This window comes from Sphingosinicella rhizophila (assembly GCF_032378825.1).
In the GTDB taxonomy this organism is placed as follows: domain Bacteria; phylum Pseudomonadota; class Alphaproteobacteria; order Sphingomonadales; family Sphingomonadaceae; genus Allosphingosinicella; species Allosphingosinicella rhizophila.
The window spans coordinates 13,238-29,562 of sequence record NZ_JAVUPU010000017.1; the positions used below are offsets into that span (position 1 = coordinate 13,238).

Sequence of the window (16,325 nt, forward strand, 5' to 3'; positions counted from 1 at the left end):
GGCCGGCGCCACATCCTGATTGCCGGCCGGAGACGGCGGGGGCTCAGCCGCGCCGGGTCGTCTCGAACAGGAACCAGGCCCTTTCCTCCGCTTCGTCGGTCCAGTCGTCGAGCATTCCCGCGGTGGCGTTGTCGCCGGCGGCATCGACGACCTCCTTGGCGTCTCGTAGATGTTGGACGAGCTGCAGATTGTCGCGGTGAAGCTCGGCGAGCATCTCCCGGGTCCCGACGAACCCGGCATCATTGTCCTTCATCCGCTGCAGCCGCGCGATGTGGCCGATGGAGCGGATCGTGGTTCCGCCGACCTTGCGCACGCGCTCGCCGATGACGTCGGTGCTCGCCAGTATCTGCGCGGCCTGCTCGTCGAACATGAGATGATAGTCGCGGAAATGCGGCCCCGACACGTGCCAGTGGAAGTTCTTGGTCTTGAGATAGAGGGCGTAGCTGTCCGCGAGGATCGCGTTCAGCGCCTCGGCGACCGAGCGCGCCGAATTGCGTTCCAGGTCGGTCGGGGTCTTGAGCTCTGCGGCAATCATGACGATTCTCTCCTTTGTCTGTGAATTTCGATTGGGGCTCCTCCCGGCCGACGATGCGTCCGTCCAGCGCGCGAGGATCAGCGAATGAAGGCGACGCTCACCGGATCGCTGGCCGGAAAGGTTCCCATCAAGGCTTCGTCGAGAAGGGCGTCCTGTCGCTTCCTACTGCGCGCCGGGCCACGCCGGGCGGCACGCGCACGCGCTTCGACGGGACGCTTCCAGCGATCGGTCCCTGCTTCGGACAAGCCGGCATAGAGGCGGGCAAGCTCTTGATGAGCTTCGCGCGCTTCGACTCCGGCTGCTTTGTCGGCGGCGTTGCGCTCCTCCCGGGCTCTTCGCCGAAAATATCGGGCGTCGCTCTCGGCCGCCCAGTCGATCGAGTGCGGTGCGGCCATCGCCGCGGCCAGGCGCATCGAAGCGCCGTCACGAACGACATCGCTCGGGCGCCGATAGCCTGTATGACGGCTCAAAGCTTTGAGCCGCTGTCCTGGGCCGGAACCAGTTATTTCGACCTGTTGCATCATGTGCTCCTTCATCTCAAATAATTGGTGTGGACGCCGCCGAGGCGCGGCCTTGGCTACGCCTCAACCCGCGATTCGCTGGGTCGCGAAGATAAGTGTGGGCAATCCGACGATCAGAATGAATGCGAAGACCGCGCCTTCGATTTTTTCCCTCATGGTCATGATAATTCTCCAATAAGCTGCTGGTTTTTTCCCGATCCATCTCGGAACCGATGCATTGTTTATAGTTCGAACCCCGCCGCAGGTGGCTTCGAAGGTCTTGACCGGGACTGCAGATTCTGCGGTTCAATGTCGGGATGAACGCAGCCTTCACACTCGACCGGCTCGATCGACGGATCCTGGCCGCGCTGCAGGCCGATGGGCGACTCACCAACCAGGCCTTGTCGGAACGGGTCGCGCTTTCGCCCAGCGCCTGCCTCGCGCGGGTACGGCGGCTGGAGCGGGAAGGATTCATTCAGGGCTACCACGCCCGGCTCGACCCGTTCCGGGTGGACGTGGGGCTGGTGCTATTCGCGGAAATCACACTGAAGGGCCATAGTCCGGAGGAGTTGGCGCGCTTCGACGCGGCGATCAAGGCGCTGCCGCAGGTGGTTGAGTCGTCCCACGTGAGCGGCGCCTACGACTACCTTCTCAAGGTGGTGGTAACGGATATCCCCGAATGGACCCGGATCGGCGAGAAGCTGACCGCCGAGGAGGTCGGCGCCGACCGCATCAACACCCATGTGCTGCTGCGCAAGCCCAAGATCTTCGTCGGTTATCCGGTCAAAGTTCAGTGACGCGGTTCGGGCATCCGGCTCTTCTCAAGGCGGCTCCCGAGGTCAGCCTTCGTCGGTCGGGATGATCAGGACGTCCCGATGCGCGTCGCGGATCACATCCTCGGTCACGCTTCCGATCAGCAGCCGCTCGAAACCCTTGCGCTGATTGGTTCCGAGCACGATCAGGTGGGCGTCCTGGCTCCGGGCGCTCTCGAGGATGCTTCGGGCGGGCGTTCCGTTTATCGCTGCTACCCTCTGATCATGCGACGGGAGGCCGAGCGCGCGAACGAGGCCGTGCAGTTTCTCGACCGCCTGGCCGCGTTCGCTCGCGACATAGTCGTCGATCGCGCCAGTCGTGTCCATGGCCCGCCGCAGCATGCCTTCGGCCGGAGTGTCGAATGCGTGCATGACGACCACGTCGGTACGTTCGAAGATGCCCATCGCCAAAGCGGCTCTCCCCGCCGATTTGGACGCCTCATCGAAGTCCAGGGCGAGAAGCGTCCGTTCATAGGAAGCTGACGGAGCCTGGATCGCCACGAGCAGGGGAAACCGGCTGCGCCGGACCACGCGCTCGACTGTTGTTCCGATGAACACGTCCCTCAGGCGACTGCGATGCGGGCCAAGGATGATGAGGTGGGCACCGACCTGCTCGGCGGCGTTGAGAATACCGGAGTGAACATCGTCGACTTGGACCAAAGGATCCGCGGCGATCTCGTCGCCGGTGCGCAAGGTTTGCGCGGTTTCCTCAAGAGCGGAGAGGGCCGCCGCCTGGTCAGCGGCAACCAGCCGCTCCGGGCGGTCGGCATCGACGACGTGAACCACCGTCAGCGAAGCACCCACCCGCCTTGCGATTAATGTGGCGCGCCGCAGCGCGCGATCGGATCGCGTCGAAAAGTCCGTCGCAACGAGAATGCGGTCCATCGAAATCCCCTTCTCCAAAACGAACCGGGTTGCTCGCATTCGGTTCCCGCGAGCCTCCGTCGCGACCCCGCTTACGCCGGCCGAGCGATATCCGTCGGAAGCGCCGCAGGTTTGCTAACGCCCGCCTCCACCCTACATGTATAGCATGCAACAGCGGCACAGAGCGACATCGCGCGCAGCGCACCGGCAGCGGCCCCCGATCGCCGCTTTGTGGCTGATTCTCGCCACCATCTTCGCCCATGCCTTGCTTCCGGTCGGCTCGCCGATGTCCAGGGCTTCCGGGTCCGCGTTCAATGCGACGACCATGGACGTCTCCCTCGCGCCTGCCCGCGGCGGCGCCTCAGCTCTCCTCGCCCAGCAGGACGGTGGCCCGAAGGCCGGGCTCGGCGGCTCCGAACCGCCAGATCACCCCGCGGCGACGCTCCCGGCGTGGACCTCAAACCCTGCACTCTTCGCAGGCGCTGCACCGCCGCCGCCGGCCGCCCCGGAGTTGAGGCTGCGCCCGGCCAAGACCCACCCTTACGCTCCGCGCGCTCCACCGCCGGCCTGATCCACCGCTGACGCCCGGTCGCTTTCAACAAGCCCAGGCGGCCGATCTCTCGGGGCCCGGGAACGCGCGCCTGCCGGTCCCGCCGCGAACCGTAGATTCGCAGAGGATCAGTCAATGCCAGACACGACATTCAAACGCTCGCCGGCGGACGACCCCGCACGCCTGGAGCAGATGAAGGAGCTTCTTTCCCGTTATCCCGACATCGATGACTCGGAAAAGGATGAGATCGTCCATTATCTGAAGAAGGGACCGCCGCTCGACGCCGCGCTTCTGAGCACCTTAGAGCGTATCAAGCCGCAGCTTGCGCGTTTCCGCGAAGAGCATCGCCGACATTTCGCGCTGGGCGCCAAGGAATATGCGCTGGTCGCCGTCTTCGTAGTGGCCCTTGTGGCGCTGCTCGCGTTACTGTGGGATGCGGGCCTCAAATGACGGGCTTGCAACTTGCCGCGCTGAGCCGAAGCCTTCAGGCTTAGCCTGCCCCCGGCTCGGCGACCCGCGACGGCCGCGATGGGAGAGAAGGTGTCTGACGACGGCGTTTTATGGTTGATGCTCGCGCTTCCCTTCGCCGGGAGCCTCACGGCCGCCTTCCTTCCGGTCCGAGCGCGCAACGCCGCGGGTGTGCTCGCGGGGGCCGTGGCCCTCGCCGGCACCTTTCTGACCGCCATCCTGTATTCACGAATATCGGGCGGCGAAGTCATTCGGGCCGAGATCGAATGGCTGCCCTCGCTGGGCCTTAATCTGCTGCTCCGCCTCGACGGCCTCTCCTGGATCTTTGCTTTCCTCGTCCTGGCGGTTGGATTCCTCGTCGTCCTCTATGCCCGCTACTATATGTCGCCCGAGGATCCGGTCCCGCGCTTTTTCTCTTTCCTTCTCGCCTTCATGGGCTCGATGCTCGGCCTCGTCGTCGCCGGCAATCTGGTCCAGCTCGCCTTCTTCTGGGAGCTGACCAGCCTCTTCTCCTTCCTCCTGATCGGCTACTGGCACCATAATCAGAGCGCCCGCGACGCTGCTCGCATGGCGCTCATCGTCACCGCCGCCGGGGGCCTGTGCCTGCTAATCGGGCTGCTGCTGATCGGCAAGATCGTGGGAAGCTACGACCTCGACGTCGCGCTCGCGTCGGGCGACCTCGTCCGCTCGAGCGAACTCTACGTCCCGGCGCTGATCCTGATCCTGATCGGCGCCTTCACCAAGAGCGCGCAATTCCCGTTCCACTTCTGGCTGCCGCACGCCATGGCGGCGCCGACGCCCGTCTCGGCCTATCTCCATTCGGCAACGATGGTGAAGGCGGGTGTATTCGTCCTGATCCTTCTCTGGCCGGTCCTGGCGGGAACCGACATCTGGTACCTGATCGTGTCCACGACCGGGCTCGCCACGTTGCTGTTCGGCGCCTGGGCCGCGATGTTCCAGCAGGACCTTAAAGGGCTGCTCGCTTATTCGACCATCAGCCATCTCGGCCTGATCACCCTGCTGCTCGGCTTGGGCAGCCCGCTGGCCGCGGTGGCGGCGATCTTCCACACGCTCAATCATGCGACCTTCAAGGCCTCGCTGTTCATGGCTGCAGGGATCGTCGACCACGAGACCGGCACGCGCGACCTTCGCAAGCTGAGCGGGCTCTCCAAGTTCATGCCGATCACCGCAACGCTGGCCATGGTCGCCGCGGCCGCGATGGCAGGGGTTCCGCTGCTCAACGGCTTCCTTTCTAAGGAGATGTTCCTCGCCGAAGCCCTCGACCAGCATAGGGGCACGATCATCGACCAGGCGCTGCCGGTGCTCGCGACGCTCGCTTTGGCGTTCAGCGTCCTTTATTCGCTTCGCTTCATCCACCAGAGCTTCTTCGGGCCGCCACCGGTCGGCCTGCCGCGCGAGCCCCGCGAACCGCCGGGGTGGATGCGGCTTCCGATCGAGATACTCGTCCTTGCCTGCCTCATCGTCGGAATCGTCCCCGCGCTCACCATCGGGCCTTTTCTGGACACCGCCGTACGATCGGTTCTGCACGAGCGAACTCCCCAATACAGCCTCGCCATCTGGCACGGATTCACAGCGCCGCTTCTCTTGAGCTTCATCGCGCTCGCCTCCGGAACGGCCGGCTACCTGATGTTCCGCGAACGCCTGAACAGACGGGAGAGCGCGCCGCTGATGCGGCGGCTTAAGGGCCGAAAGGCCTTCGAAGCGGTGCTCGCCGCGATCATGTCGGTCGCGCGAGCGCTCGAGCGCCTGCTCGGCACGCGCAGCCTGCAGAGCCAGTTGCGGCTACTCGCCCTGATCGCGCTGCTGGCGGCACTTCTGCCGTTCATGCGGGACGGCTACAGCCTCGGCAGCCATCCCGGCACGATCGTCGACCCCGGATTCGCGGTGATCTGGATCGTCGGCGGAGCCTGCGCCGTCGGCGCAGCCTGGCAGGCCAAATATCATCGGCTGGCGGCGCTCATCCTGATGGCGGGCGCGGGTCTTGCGAGCTGCATCAGCTTCGTCTGGCTTTCGGCGCCCGACCTCGCGATCACTCAGCTGCTGGTCGAGACGGTCACGACCGTTCTCTTGCTGCTCGGGCTGCGCTGGCTGCCGCGGCGGCTGAAGGAGGTCTGGCCGGAAAACCGAACCCCCTGGCAGGTCAAGCTGCGCCGCGGCTCGGACCTCGCCATCGCGGTCGCCGCAGGCGCCGGCATGACCCTCCTCGCTTACGCCATAATGTCCCGGACGCCGCCGGACTCGATCTCGAGGGAGTTCGTCGCCCGCTCTTATCCGGAAGGCGGCGGCACCAATGTCGTCAACGTGATCCTCGTCGATTTCCGAAGCTTCGACACCCTCGGCGAGATCAGCGTGCTCGGAATTGTCGCACTCACCGTCTTCTCCCTGCTTCGGCGCTTCCGGCCCGCGGCGGAAAGCGTAGCCACGCCCGATCAACAACTCGTCCAGGACGCCCATGATGATGCCCGGAAGGACCGCAGGATCGGCGACACTCTGGCCGATTACCTGCTGGTTCCGCGCGTCCTCATGCAGTGGCTTTTCCCCGTCATCCTCGTCCTGGCACTTTATTTGTTCATCAGGGGGCATGACATGCCGGGCGGAGGATTCGCCGCCGGCATCACTCTGTCGGTCGGCCTCATACTTCAATATATGGCCCTCGGCACGCGCCGGGCGGAAGACCGTCTTCGCATGCGTCCGATCCGCTGGATCGGCCTCGGCTTCCTTGTCGCGCTCGCGACCGGCGCCGGGGCGTGGCTGTTCGACCATCCGTTTCTAACCTCCTGGTTCCGCTATCTGGAGCTGCCTATCTTCGGATCGGTGCCGCTCGCCAGCGCGCTGTTGTTCGATTTGGGCGTGTTCCTGGTCGTTGTCGGGGCCACGGCCCTGATCCTCATCGCTCTGGCCCACCAGTCGATCCGGACACCGCGCGCCGGCGGCATCGCCCCGCTGGATCCCGCACAATCGAGGATAGACTGATGGAAATCGTCCTCGCCCTTGCAATCGGGATCCTGACCGGATCGGGAGTCTGGCTGATCCTCCGCCCGCGCACCTTCCAGGTGATCGTGGGGCTGTCGCTCATGTCCTATGCGGTCAACCTCTTCATCTATGCGATGGGGCGGCTTCGGGTCGATGCTCCGCCGATCGCAGAGAGCGGCGTAGCGGCCGATCCTTCGCAATATGCCGATCCCCTGCCCCAGGCGCTCGTCCTCACCGCGATCGTGATCTCGTTCGCGATGACCGCCCTGCTGCTCGTGGTCCTGCTCGCCTCGCGCGGCCTTACCGGAACTGACCATGTCGACGGCAAGGAGCCAGACTGATGGACGGGTGGAGAGACCATCTGATCGTGGCTCCCATCCTGCTGCCGCTGGCGGCAAGCGGGCTGATGCTGCTCCTTGACGAGCGGCGTCAAACAGCGAAGCGCGCGATCGGTCTCGCGGCGACGTTCGCCCTTCTGCTCATATCGGTCCAGCTCCTCCACGATGTCGTCGTCGCGGGCCTCGAGGGCGCGCCGGCGACGCGCACCTATCTGATCGGCGACTGGCCATCGCCCTTCGGAATCGTGCTCGTCGTCGACTGGCTGTCGGCACTGATGCTCGCGCTGACCAGCATCCTGGGGTTCACCTCACTCGTCTATGCGACCGCCCGCTGGGACTCGGCGGGCCCGCGCTTTCACGCGCTCTTCCTGCTCCAGCTCGTAGGCCTCAACGGCGCCTTCCTGACTGGGGATCTGTTCAACCTGTTCGTATTCTTCGAGGTGTTGCTCGCTGCTTCCTACGGCTTGATGCTGCACGGATCGGGCGCAGCGCGGGTCAAAGCCGGGCTTCATTATGTGGCGATCAACGTCGCCACCTCCTTACTCTTCCTGATCGGCGCAGCCTTGATCTATGGGGTCGCCGGCACCCTCAACATGGCCGACCTCGCCACCCGCATTCCAGCCATCGCCGGAACGGACCTTGCCCTGTTCCAGGCCGGGATGGCAGTCCTTGGGGTGGCCTTCCTGGTGAAGGCGGGGATGTGGCCGCTCGGCTTCTGGCTTCCGCCCACTTATTCGGCGGCGACTCCGCCGGCGGCCGCCCTGTTCGCTATCCTGAGCAAGGTCGGCCTCTATGCAGTGCTTCGAGTCTTTCTACTGCTGTTCGGGACCGAGGATAGCCCAATGCCGAATTTTGGCGAGGAATTCCTGCTCTACGGCGGAATGGCGACGATCGCGTTCGGAACGATCGGCCTCCTCGCCTGCCGAACGCTGTCGCGGCTCGTGGGTTTCAGCGTCCTCATTTCATCGGGCACCCTGCTCGCGGCGCTCGGCTCCGGCGAGGGCGCGGTGCTCGGAGCCGTGCTCTTCTATTTGGTCAGCTCGACACTCGCGATCGGCGCCTTCTACCTCCTCGTCGAGCTCGTCGAGCGCCAGGAAACCGACTCGGTCGCGTCCGGCATGGTCGAGGCGGTGTTCGACGACGAATATACCGGAGCGATCCATCCTGGCGAGGACGGCGAGGTCGGAACCGTCATTCCGGCGACCATCGCCATTCTGGGCGGGGGCTTCATCTTCTGCGCGCTGCTGCTCGCCGGAATGCCGCCGCTCTCGGGGTTCATCGCCAAGTTCGCGATCATCCACGGCCTACTTGCGCTTGATCACCAAATCCCGCTCTCGACCTGGTCGCTCGTGGCCCTAATCATCATCTCCGGGCTCGCGACCCTGATCGCCACCAGCCGTGCCGGTATTGATCTCATCTGGGCGCCCACGGACAAGCCGCAGCCGGTGCTGCGCGTCGCCGAAGCCGCTCCGGTCGGGCTCCTGCTTGCGATCTGCCTCGCCCTAATGGTCTTCGCCGGACCCGTGATGAACTATATGGAAAGGACAGGCCGCTCGCTTGAGGACCGGCAAGGCTATATCCAGGCGGTGAAGGGCGTTGAACGCGTCCATCCGCCGGTTCCGAGCAGCCGATGAAGCGCTGGATTCCGCATCCGTTGCTGACAGCTGGCCTTCTCGCCATGTGGCTCCTCCTCAATCAGTCGGTATCGCTGAGCCATATCGCGCTCGGCGCGGCCATCGGCCTTCTCGCTTCTCATGGGATGGCGGCGCTTAAGCCGGAGCCCGTCAGGATTGTTTCGGTCCGCCCGATGCTGCGCCTCGGCCTTATCGTGGTCTCTGACATCGTCCGGTCGAACCTCGCGGTCGCCAGGATCGTCCTGTTCAGGAAGAAACGAGTGTCCGGCTTCGTCCACCTGCCGCTCGAATTGAGAAACATTCATGGCCTGACCGTGCTGGCTTGCATCATCACAGCCACGCCCGGAACCCTGTGGGTGCAGCTCGACCGCGAGAACTCCATCCTGCTCGTCCACGTTCTCGACCTGATCGACGAGGACGCCTGGATCGCCCTGATCAAGAACCGCTACGAGAAACTGCTGCTGGACATCTTCGGCCCATGACCAATCTCATCCTCGCCTGGGCGATCACCGCGGCACAGGTCATGCTCGGTCTCGCGATGGGATGCGCCGCCTACCGCATCTTCCTGGGCCCCCGCGCCCAGGATCGGGTTCTGGGCCTCGATACCCTCTATTCGAACGCGATGCTGCTGCTGCTCGTATTCGGGATCCAGACCGGCCGTACGATCTATTTCGAGGCGTCGCTGATCATCGCACTGCTGGGGTTCGTCGGAACGGTAGCGCTTGCCAAGTTCCTCATGCGCGGGGAGGTGATCGAATGATCCAGGCTCCTGACCTTCCCGGCTGGGCCGCCCTGCTCGTAGCCTTGCTGGTGGTCGCTGGCGCCGCGATCACCCTGGTCGGCTCGTTCGGCCTGCTGCGCCTCAAGAGCTTCTACGAGCGGGTTCATTCGCCTACCCTCGGCACCACCGCCGGGACGGCGCTGATCATCCTGGGCTCGATGCTTTGCTTCTCGGTCGTGCAGACGAAGCCTCTGGTCCATGAGCTGCTGATCGCTTTGCTGGTGACCTTGACCACGCCGGTCACCCTCATGATGCTGGTACGAGCGGCCATTTACCGGGACCGTACGTCGGGAAGTGAAGCCGTACCGCCCGCCGATGGCGCTCCGACCGATTCCTGACGCCGACGCCGACCTCTCGGACAGCGGCTTCAGCGGCAGCGTCCGCGATCTTGTTGCCGCTGCGGCCGCGATGCGGAAAGCGGGCCGAGCGCCCGGCGTCTTGATCGGCCATAGCCTCGGCGGAGCGGCCGCGCTCGCCGCCGCGGGCGAGATACCCGAAATTGCGGCCGTGGCGACTATCGCGGCCCCCATGGACGCGGACCATGTGAAGCATCTCCTCGTCGGCAGCCTGGACGAGGTGATAGCGCGCGGCGAAGCGGAGGTCAGCATCGGCGGACGTCCGTTCACGATCCGCCGCTGGTTCGTGGCCGATCTTTCTGCTCAGGATCAGGAGTCGCGTATCGGCGATCTGCGCCGCGCCCTGCTGATCCTTCATTCGCCGCAGGACGCGACCGTGGGCATCGACAATGCCACCCGAATCTTCGTCGCCGCTCGGCACCCCAAGAGCTTCGTCTCGCTCGACGGGGCGGACCACCTCCTTACCAGCCCGAAAGATGTCCAGTATGTCGCCGAGATCGTGGAGACCTGGGCATCACGCTACCTTCCGTCCGGCGCGCCGCTGCGCAGCGACTCCCAATCCGGCTTCGTCTCCGTCGAAGAGACCGGCGAGGGCGCGTTCCAAGTGGAGGTCACCGCCGCCGCCGCCCGCTTCGTCGCGGACGAGCCCGTCGACGTGGGCGGGCTCGGCTCGGGGCCGACGCCCTACGATCTCCTCGCTGTCGGGCTCGGCGCCTGCACCGCGATGACGCTGCGGCTCTACGCGCGGGGCAAGGAGCTGGGCCTCGACGCGGTCAAGGTGAAGGTCGGCCACAGCCGCACGGCCGAGGGAACCGATCTGTTCGTCCGCCGGGTGGAGCTGGAAGGCGATCTGTCGCCCGAGCAGCGGACGCGGCTGATTGAGATCGCGGAGCGGTGCCCGGTTCACAGGACCCTGGAGAAGGGCGCCGCAATCGAGACCGCAGCGGGCGAGGAGCCGAAGGCGGCGGTGGAACAGGCAACGCAGCACGCCAGGGATATGGAGCAGGCCTGCGGCCGGGAGGGCTGAGGCGCCTTTCCGCCCTTGGACCTGCCCTCCGGCACGGGTAAAGCCGTGAAATGCCGCGTCGCAACGAGAAAAGATGGTCCCTCAGGCGGCACATTCCGTTCGGCGTCTGTCTCGCGGCGACAGTCGCGGCCGCGCTTTACACGCCCCGTCCGACCTGGCTTTGGATTGTGCTCATCACTGGGGGGGCGCTGACCCTCTTGGGCGTCTATGACCTTGTGCAGCGCTCCCACTCGGTCCGCCGCAACTACCCAGTCACGGGTAATTTTCGCTGGCTCTTCGAGTCCATCCGGCCCGAGATAAGGCAATATTTGATCGAGGGCGACAATGACGAGGCGCCCTTCTCGAGGAGCCAGCGCTCGCTAGTCTATGCCCGCGCCAAGAACGAAAGCAGCGAGCGCGCCTTCGGCACCCTGCGCGACGTCTATGAAAACGGCTATGAGTTCATAGCGCATTCGACGAGGCCGGCGCCGCCGGCCGACCCGGGCACGTTCCGGATCACGATCGGGAACGACCAATGCGAGCGGCACTATTCCGCCTCGATCTTCAACATCTCCGCCATGAGCTTCGGGTCGCTGAGCGCCAACGCGATCCTAGCGCTCAACAAGGGCGCAAAGCTTGGCGGCTTCGCCCACGATACCGGCGAGGGCAGCATTAGCCAGTACCACCAGGAGCATGGTGGCGACCTTATCTGGGAAATCGGCAGCGGCTATTTCGGCTGCCGCACGGCTGACGGCAATTTCGATTCGGGCCGCTTTGCCGAGAAGGCGTCGTCGGCGCAAGTCAGGATGATAGAGATCAAGCTGAGCCAAGGCGCAAAGCCCGGACACGGCGGCATCCTGCCCGCGGCCAAGGTCACCAAGGAAATATCACTTGCGCGCGGGGTACCAATGGGAGAGGATTGCCTCTCGCCCGCCCGCCATCGTGCCTTCTCGACACCGATCGAGATGATGGAGTTCGTTGCCTGCTTGAGGAAGCTTTCAGGAGGAAAGCCTGTCGGCTTCAAATTGTGCCTCGGCCATCCCTGGGAGTTTATGGGGATCGTGAAGGCAATGCTCGAGACCGGCATCGTCCCGGACTTCATTGTGGTGGACGGAGCCGAGGGCGGGACCGGAGCATCGCCGCTGGAATTTTCCGACCATATCGGAGTTCCGCTCCGCGAGGGCCTGCTGTTCGCCCACAACACGCTCATGGGCGCCGGCCTACGCGAGCGGATCAAGATAGGAGCGGCGGGTAAGATCGTCAGCGCCTTCGATATCGCGGCGGTGATGGCGCTCGGCGCCGACTGGACCAATGCCGGGCGAGGATTCATGTTAGCGGTCGGCTGCATCCAGTCGCTGACCTGCAACACCAACAAATGCCCCACTGGGGTCGCCACTCAGGACCCGACCCGTCAACGCGCCCTCGTCGTCGATGATAAGGCCGAGCGGGTCTTCAACTTCCACCACAACACGCTGGCCGCCTTGTCTGAAATGATCGCCGCCGCCAGCCTGCAGCACCCTTCGCAGATCCGCCCCCATCACTTGGTGAGACGGGTCGCCGACGCCGAAATCCGCCTCTTCTCGCAGTTGCACGTCTTCCTAAAGCCGGGTGAACTCCTCGGCGGCTGCCGCGAGCACGACTTTTACGGACATGCGTGGAACTTGGCCCGACCTGACAGCTTCGAGCTTCCCTAGGGGGAAGCCTATCGAAGCCTCACCGACCTGAAATTTATGTTCGTCTCGCCGGAGTCAGGCTAGGCGAGCGGGCCGCCGCGCTCACATACACCGGCCTGCGTCGTGCAGGCTGGCTCCTCATGCCGCCAGGCGCGTATCCTGCGCGAACAGCATCCGCACGACCGCCCAATAAGCGTCCGTCCAGGCGGCGAGGACGGGAGAGGTCGCCTTCGGGCCGAGCGCGTCCTTCATGATTGGCTTCAGGCCATCCCCGAAGCAGAAATAATGCTCGCCGCCGAGCGCGAGCGCGCGATGCGCGCGCGCCGTCTCAACGATGCGGGTGGCGGGAGCGTTCCCGGCGAGCTCGCGGGCATGGCCAAGCAACTCGTCCATGATTGCGCCGGTCGTGACCTTCGTCCGTCCGGGGGGAGGATCATAGGGTCCCTGGCTCGCCATGTAGCGCTCGAGTGCCTCCTCCAGCGGGGCGCGATGCTGCTCCATCATCGGCAGAGTCTCGGCCACTATTTCGCGCGCGCGTTTGCTCAGATTGGTGGTCAATTTCTCCTCTTTCCGCCACCGCCGTCGCCGGTAGCCGTTTCGGCACGTTCGATGATGGGCTGCGCGTCGGCTGCCTAGCGTCTGGTGATCCGCGTCACGTAAGGCTCATCCCGATGATGATCACTACAAGCGCCGCGAGAGCGATCAGCGTCGTGCGTCCGCCCCCGACGCTACCGAGCTTCGCGCCGTGATCGCGATAGAAATGCTCGACCTTTGAGCCCATGCGGTCGTCAGCTGCCATCAGGCCGCGACTGACCATGTTCACGTGCGGGAACAGGTTGATCAGCTCGGCGAGGTCCCGCTCGCTTAGATTCGGGTAGAGGCTGAGCAAATGCTCCGCGCGCAAGGTCGTTTCCGAGCGCGGCCGGGCCCGGTCGTAAACCGTCGCCATTCTAACGTCTCCTTGGCAAGCGGGCCGTCTCGCTGGAACGAGACGAGCCCGCGACGAATGGGGTTTAGCCTGGCATCGGGGAACTGCAATGAGATTTGGCCACACCTGAAAAAGGCGAATGGCGTACCCGATGGCTGTGCTCACCGGACGCTGGCGCTGGCGAGGCGAGCGTCCGGCTAGGAGCCGATCATCAGGCGCTGGGGCTCCCGACGGCAAGGAAGAACGTAAATGTCCATAGCCATAAGATGGTTCTTCCGAACACTAAATCAAGCGATTTACCCGAATCGAGGGGAGAGCGTCGGGACACCGCGGTTTGTAATCGCAACGGCTAACGACGCTCCCCTCGTTCCCGCGATCTGGTGGGCGGGAGTCAGCCAAATCGGCGGCTGCCATTCAGCCCGTTGAACTAAAACCACAGTCGGTCAACTAATTCAGATCCACGGCCGGTCCGCGTGAAGCACACCGGCTTCGCCTGGGCGAAGCTTCAAGCCGCGTAGGACGCTCTCGCTCAGCGTCGTGAGGACACGAGGTGTGACTCGCGAGCCGTGAGGACCGTAATTGCGCGCCAGCTCGAGTGCGGCTTGTTGATCGTCGTGCCAGACAGCGAACAACGTCTCGTGAGTGGGGATGCCTGCATCCACCTCATAGGCCTTCGCCACCAACCATCCACTCATGGCTGCTTCTCCTGAATCGGCCCAGCGGCCAAGAATGACGCTCGAGGGACACGAGCGTGTCGGTTTCGGAGGGGCAACGATTCGGCGAAGAGACGGTTCAATCCTGGTGCCGAAATTGCGAGCGTGGTGGTCGGCTGCTTGGAGTCATTACACATCCTCCTTATCCTCCTCGGCAGACCGCGCCACCGGCAGGCGCCAGCCGCGCCGAATCGCCGCGAGACGGAGCCCAAAGCAGAGCAGGGCCGCTGCAATCGCCGTCGGAAGCACCTGCCAGTCCAGCAGATGGCCGGTGACGACCAGCAACGCTCCGGCCAGCGCCGCGACAGCATAGAGGTCATCCCGGAGCACCGCCGGCGTTCGGGCGACTAGGAGGTCGCGCGTGATGCCCCCGCCGATGCCCGTGAGCATGCCCAACAATGCCGCCGTTAGGGGGTTGAGCCCGAAGGCCAAGGCCTTCTCGGCGCCGGCGACCGCGAACAGCGCAAGGCCGGCCGCGTCGAATACCAGAATTGCCGTGCGCTGCCGTGATATAGGGGAGTACCAGAAGAAGATCGAAAGTCCGGCGGCCATCGCCACAGTGAAATAGCGCCAGTCACTGATCGCGGCAGGTGGCACCGAGCCGATGAGCAGGTCCCGCGCGATTCCGCCTGCACTTGAGGCTGCGAAGGACAGCGCCATTACGCCGAAGAAGTCGAGCTTACGCCTGACGCCCAGCATCGCGCCGCTTATCGCGAAGACGAATGTGCCGGCAAGGTCGACCACGACGAGGAGGTCGCGGATCATCCTTTCGTCGAGGAGCGGATTCAGCGGCAGCGCCACGCCGCCTATCGGCCCTGTACCCAAGTCCAAAGCATGTAAGCGCCAAGAACGAGAAAAATGAGGGCGACGAGATTTAGGCCCAGCATCGTGATGAAGATCCGAATAGTCGGCTTAAAGTGTCATGTTGGTCGGGGTTGCCGCTATTCCCTATAATGTCGGAAGGCTCGTTTCGCATTTGCAGTCCTTAGAACATCGCCGGACTAAGCGGCGAATTATTACGACAACGGGTTCGCCGGCGGCGTCGGGTCCGGCAGAAGCGGGATCCACTCGTTCTGATCGAGGTCCGGCAACTTCATCCGGCCGGCGCGCCAGTCGGCCTTGGCCTGCTCGATCCGCTCTCTGGACGACGAGACGAAGTTCCACCCGATGAAGCGCGGACCAAGAGGCTCGCCGCCGAGCGCCATGACGACGGAGGTTTCCTCGGCGACGAAGTCTGCCGATATGCCGGGCGCCAGGACGGCCATGCTCCCAAAATTGAGCCGTTCGCCTCCGAGCTGATCGCGCCGGACGCTACGTAGACGGCTCGCTCGGGATATTCCGGCGGGAGTGACGCGCGCGTACCCCGCGGCAGTTCCCAATGCAGGTAGAAGAGGGCTGAATCGACACTTACTCGATCCTTAAGTCCAAGCGCCTCTCCGGCGCTCAAACGGCCTCGGACTCCCTCTTCCTCTAAGGTCGGGAGATCCTCGGCCTTATGATGCGCGCGAAGCTCGGTTCCACTTCCTCCTTCTTCTCCGGCAGAGCCACCCAGGCCTGAATTCCGTCGCCACAGGATCTTCGTTGCTGGGCGTCGCGGAAGGTGATCGGCGCGGAGGAGAGAAGGGCAGCTCAAGGCGCCTGGCTAGGGGCTGTCCATCTGATCTGAACAAAGATCGTGCATGCCGCACCGGCCGTCCGAGCCGCCCGCACCTGACGGAGCTGATCTCCGAAACCGGCGAGAGACTCTCACTTGCCTCGGTCGTGTGCCTCCTCGTCCGGGCAATCCTTCTCGACCCCAGGCACCTGCGATCCGCAGGGGACCGCGCCGCCTTCATTCTCCCACCGGGAGAATGCCTTTCGCCGCATCTTGTCGGCGTCAGCCGGGCTCTTGTTCTTCGAGGTCGATCCCACGTTCGCTGCCTCCGATGTTTTTTGGAACGGTGCAAACCTACCCGATAATCGGTGTCGTGGCGACCGTCATCCCGGAAGTACGATGAGCTCGGCCTGGCCGGGCGGCGGCCCGAGGTCTGGAGTGCCTGTCGTGTGCTGGCAATGTCTGCAGAGTTGGAGGATAACGAAGCGCAGGATCGCCAGTCTCGCTGGGACGTGGGGAACAAGTCCGCCGGCTGACACCCGCACTAGAGCATGATCATCTTAGACTGAACCATAACCG

At 64.4% G+C, this 16,325-nt stretch carries 19 protein-coding genes; 11 read left to right on the forward strand and 8 right to left on the reverse strand.

The window, feature by feature from the left end; translation table 11 throughout:
- Window positions 1-43: 43 nt before the first annotated feature.
- Window positions 44-535: a Dps family protein gene (locus RQX22_RS19010; RefSeq protein ID WP_315728743.1), complete on the reverse strand. Its 492-nt coding sequence runs from the start codon at window positions 533-535 to the stop codon at window positions 44-46.
- A gap of 77 nt (window positions 536-612) precedes the next feature.
- On the reverse strand, window positions 613-1,005 hold the full coding sequence (locus RQX22_RS19015; protein ID WP_315728745.1) for a hypothetical protein: 393 nt from the start codon (window positions 1,003-1,005) through the stop codon (window positions 613-615).
- A gap of 347 nt (window positions 1,006-1,352) precedes the next feature.
- Here RQX22_RS19015 and RQX22_RS19020 point away from each other — a divergent pair, with 347 nt between their 5' ends.
- Window positions 1,353-1,832, forward strand: coding sequence for an Lrp/AsnC family transcriptional regulator (locus RQX22_RS19020; RefSeq protein WP_315728747.1), 480 nt, complete (start codon window positions 1,353-1,355; stop codon window positions 1,830-1,832).
- A 42-nt stretch (window positions 1,833-1,874) separates the two neighbouring features.
- Here the strand turns inward: RQX22_RS19020 and RQX22_RS19025 are convergent, their stop codons facing one another.
- The gene (locus RQX22_RS19025) at window positions 1,875-2,732 is read right to left on the reverse strand and encodes a universal stress protein (protein ID WP_315728749.1); all 858 of its coding nucleotides are present in this window, start codon (window positions 2,730-2,732) and stop codon (window positions 1,875-1,877) included.
- 145 nt (window positions 2,733-2,877) lie between these two features.
- Here RQX22_RS19025 and RQX22_RS19030 point away from each other — a divergent pair, with 145 nt between their 5' ends.
- The 10 genes from RQX22_RS19030 (at window position 2,878) to RQX22_RS19075 (ending at window position 12,532) form a co-directional block, all read left to right on the forward strand.
- Window positions 2,878-3,282 carry a hypothetical protein gene (locus RQX22_RS19030; protein ID WP_315728751.1) on the forward strand — a complete coding sequence of 135 codons (405 nt, stop codon included), beginning with the start codon at window positions 2,878-2,880 and terminating at the stop codon, window positions 3,280-3,282.
- A 114-nt stretch (window positions 3,283-3,396) separates the two neighbouring features.
- Complete coding sequence (locus tag RQX22_RS19035; protein ID WP_315728753.1) at window positions 3,397-3,711, forward strand: hypothetical protein; 315 nt, start codon at window positions 3,397-3,399, stop codon at window positions 3,709-3,711.
- A 90-nt stretch (window positions 3,712-3,801) separates the two neighbouring features.
- Window positions 3,802-6,723, forward strand: coding sequence for a monovalent cation/H+ antiporter subunit A (locus tag RQX22_RS19040; protein ID WP_315728755.1), 2,922 nt, complete (start codon window positions 3,802-3,804; stop codon window positions 6,721-6,723).
- Window positions 6,723-7,064, forward strand: coding sequence for a Na+/H+ antiporter subunit C (locus RQX22_RS19045; RefSeq protein WP_315728757.1), 342 nt, complete (start codon window positions 6,723-6,725; stop codon window positions 7,062-7,064). Before RQX22_RS19040 ends, RQX22_RS19045 begins: the two co-directional genes overlap by 1 nt.
- The gene (locus RQX22_RS19050; protein WP_315728759.1) at window positions 7,064-8,695 is read left to right on the forward strand and encodes a monovalent cation/H+ antiporter subunit D; all 1,632 of its coding nucleotides are present in this window, start codon (window positions 7,064-7,066) and stop codon (window positions 8,693-8,695) included. The genes RQX22_RS19045 and RQX22_RS19050 overlap by 1 nt, the downstream gene beginning before the upstream one ends.
- Window positions 8,692-9,177, forward strand: a complete 486-nt coding sequence (locus RQX22_RS19055) for a Na+/H+ antiporter subunit E (RefSeq protein ID WP_315728761.1) — start codon at window positions 8,692-8,694, stop codon at window positions 9,175-9,177. The genes RQX22_RS19050 and RQX22_RS19055 overlap by 4 nt, the downstream gene beginning before the upstream one ends.
- Window positions 9,174-9,455, forward strand: a complete 282-nt coding sequence (locus RQX22_RS19060) for a K+/H+ antiporter subunit F (protein ID WP_315728763.1) — start codon at window positions 9,174-9,176, stop codon at window positions 9,453-9,455. The genes RQX22_RS19055 and RQX22_RS19060 overlap by 4 nt, the downstream gene beginning before the upstream one ends.
- A complete protein-coding gene (gene mnhG / locus RQX22_RS19065) occupies window positions 9,452-9,814 on the forward strand; it encodes a monovalent cation/H(+) antiporter subunit G (protein ID WP_315728765.1) in 363 nt (120 codons plus the stop codon). Before RQX22_RS19060 ends, mnhG begins: the two co-directional genes overlap by 4 nt.
- Complete coding sequence (locus tag RQX22_RS19070) at window positions 9,792-10,859, forward strand: bifunctional alpha/beta hydrolase/OsmC family protein (RefSeq protein WP_315728767.1); 1,068 nt, start codon at window positions 9,792-9,794, stop codon at window positions 10,857-10,859. Before mnhG ends, RQX22_RS19070 begins: the two co-directional genes overlap by 23 nt.
- Before the next feature lie 50 nt (window positions 10,860-10,909).
- Window positions 10,910-12,532, forward strand: a complete 1,623-nt coding sequence (locus RQX22_RS19075; protein ID WP_315728769.1) for an FMN-binding glutamate synthase family protein — start codon at window positions 10,910-10,912, stop codon at window positions 12,530-12,532.
- Window positions 12,533-12,649: 117 nt separating this feature from the next.
- On the opposite strand, the gene RQX22_RS19080 is transcribed toward RQX22_RS19075, so the two are convergent.
- The 5 genes from RQX22_RS19080 to RQX22_RS19100 form a co-directional block, all read right to left on the reverse strand.
- On the reverse strand, window positions 12,650-13,069 hold the full coding sequence (locus tag RQX22_RS19080; protein ID WP_315728771.1) for a globin family protein: 420 nt from the start codon (window positions 13,067-13,069) through the stop codon (window positions 12,650-12,652).
- Window positions 13,070-13,163: 94 nt separating this feature from the next.
- Window positions 13,164-13,460 carry a hypothetical protein gene (locus RQX22_RS19085; protein WP_315728773.1) on the reverse strand — a complete coding sequence of 99 codons (297 nt, stop codon included), beginning with the start codon at window positions 13,458-13,460 and terminating at the stop codon, window positions 13,164-13,166.
- A gap of 431 nt (window positions 13,461-13,891) precedes the next feature.
- The gene (locus RQX22_RS19090) at window positions 13,892-14,134 is read right to left on the reverse strand and encodes a hypothetical protein (RefSeq protein WP_315728775.1); all 243 of its coding nucleotides are present in this window, start codon (window positions 14,132-14,134) and stop codon (window positions 13,892-13,894) included.
- A gap of 147 nt (window positions 14,135-14,281) precedes the next feature.
- On the reverse strand, window positions 14,282-14,977 hold the full coding sequence (locus RQX22_RS19095; protein ID WP_315728776.1) for a trimeric intracellular cation channel family protein: 696 nt from the start codon (window positions 14,975-14,977) through the stop codon (window positions 14,282-14,284).
- A gap of 191 nt (window positions 14,978-15,168) precedes the next feature.
- Window positions 15,169-15,531, reverse strand: coding sequence for a pirin-like C-terminal cupin domain-containing protein (locus RQX22_RS19100; protein WP_315728778.1), 363 nt, complete (start codon window positions 15,529-15,531; stop codon window positions 15,169-15,171).
- Window positions 15,532-16,325: the final 794 nt, after the last annotated feature.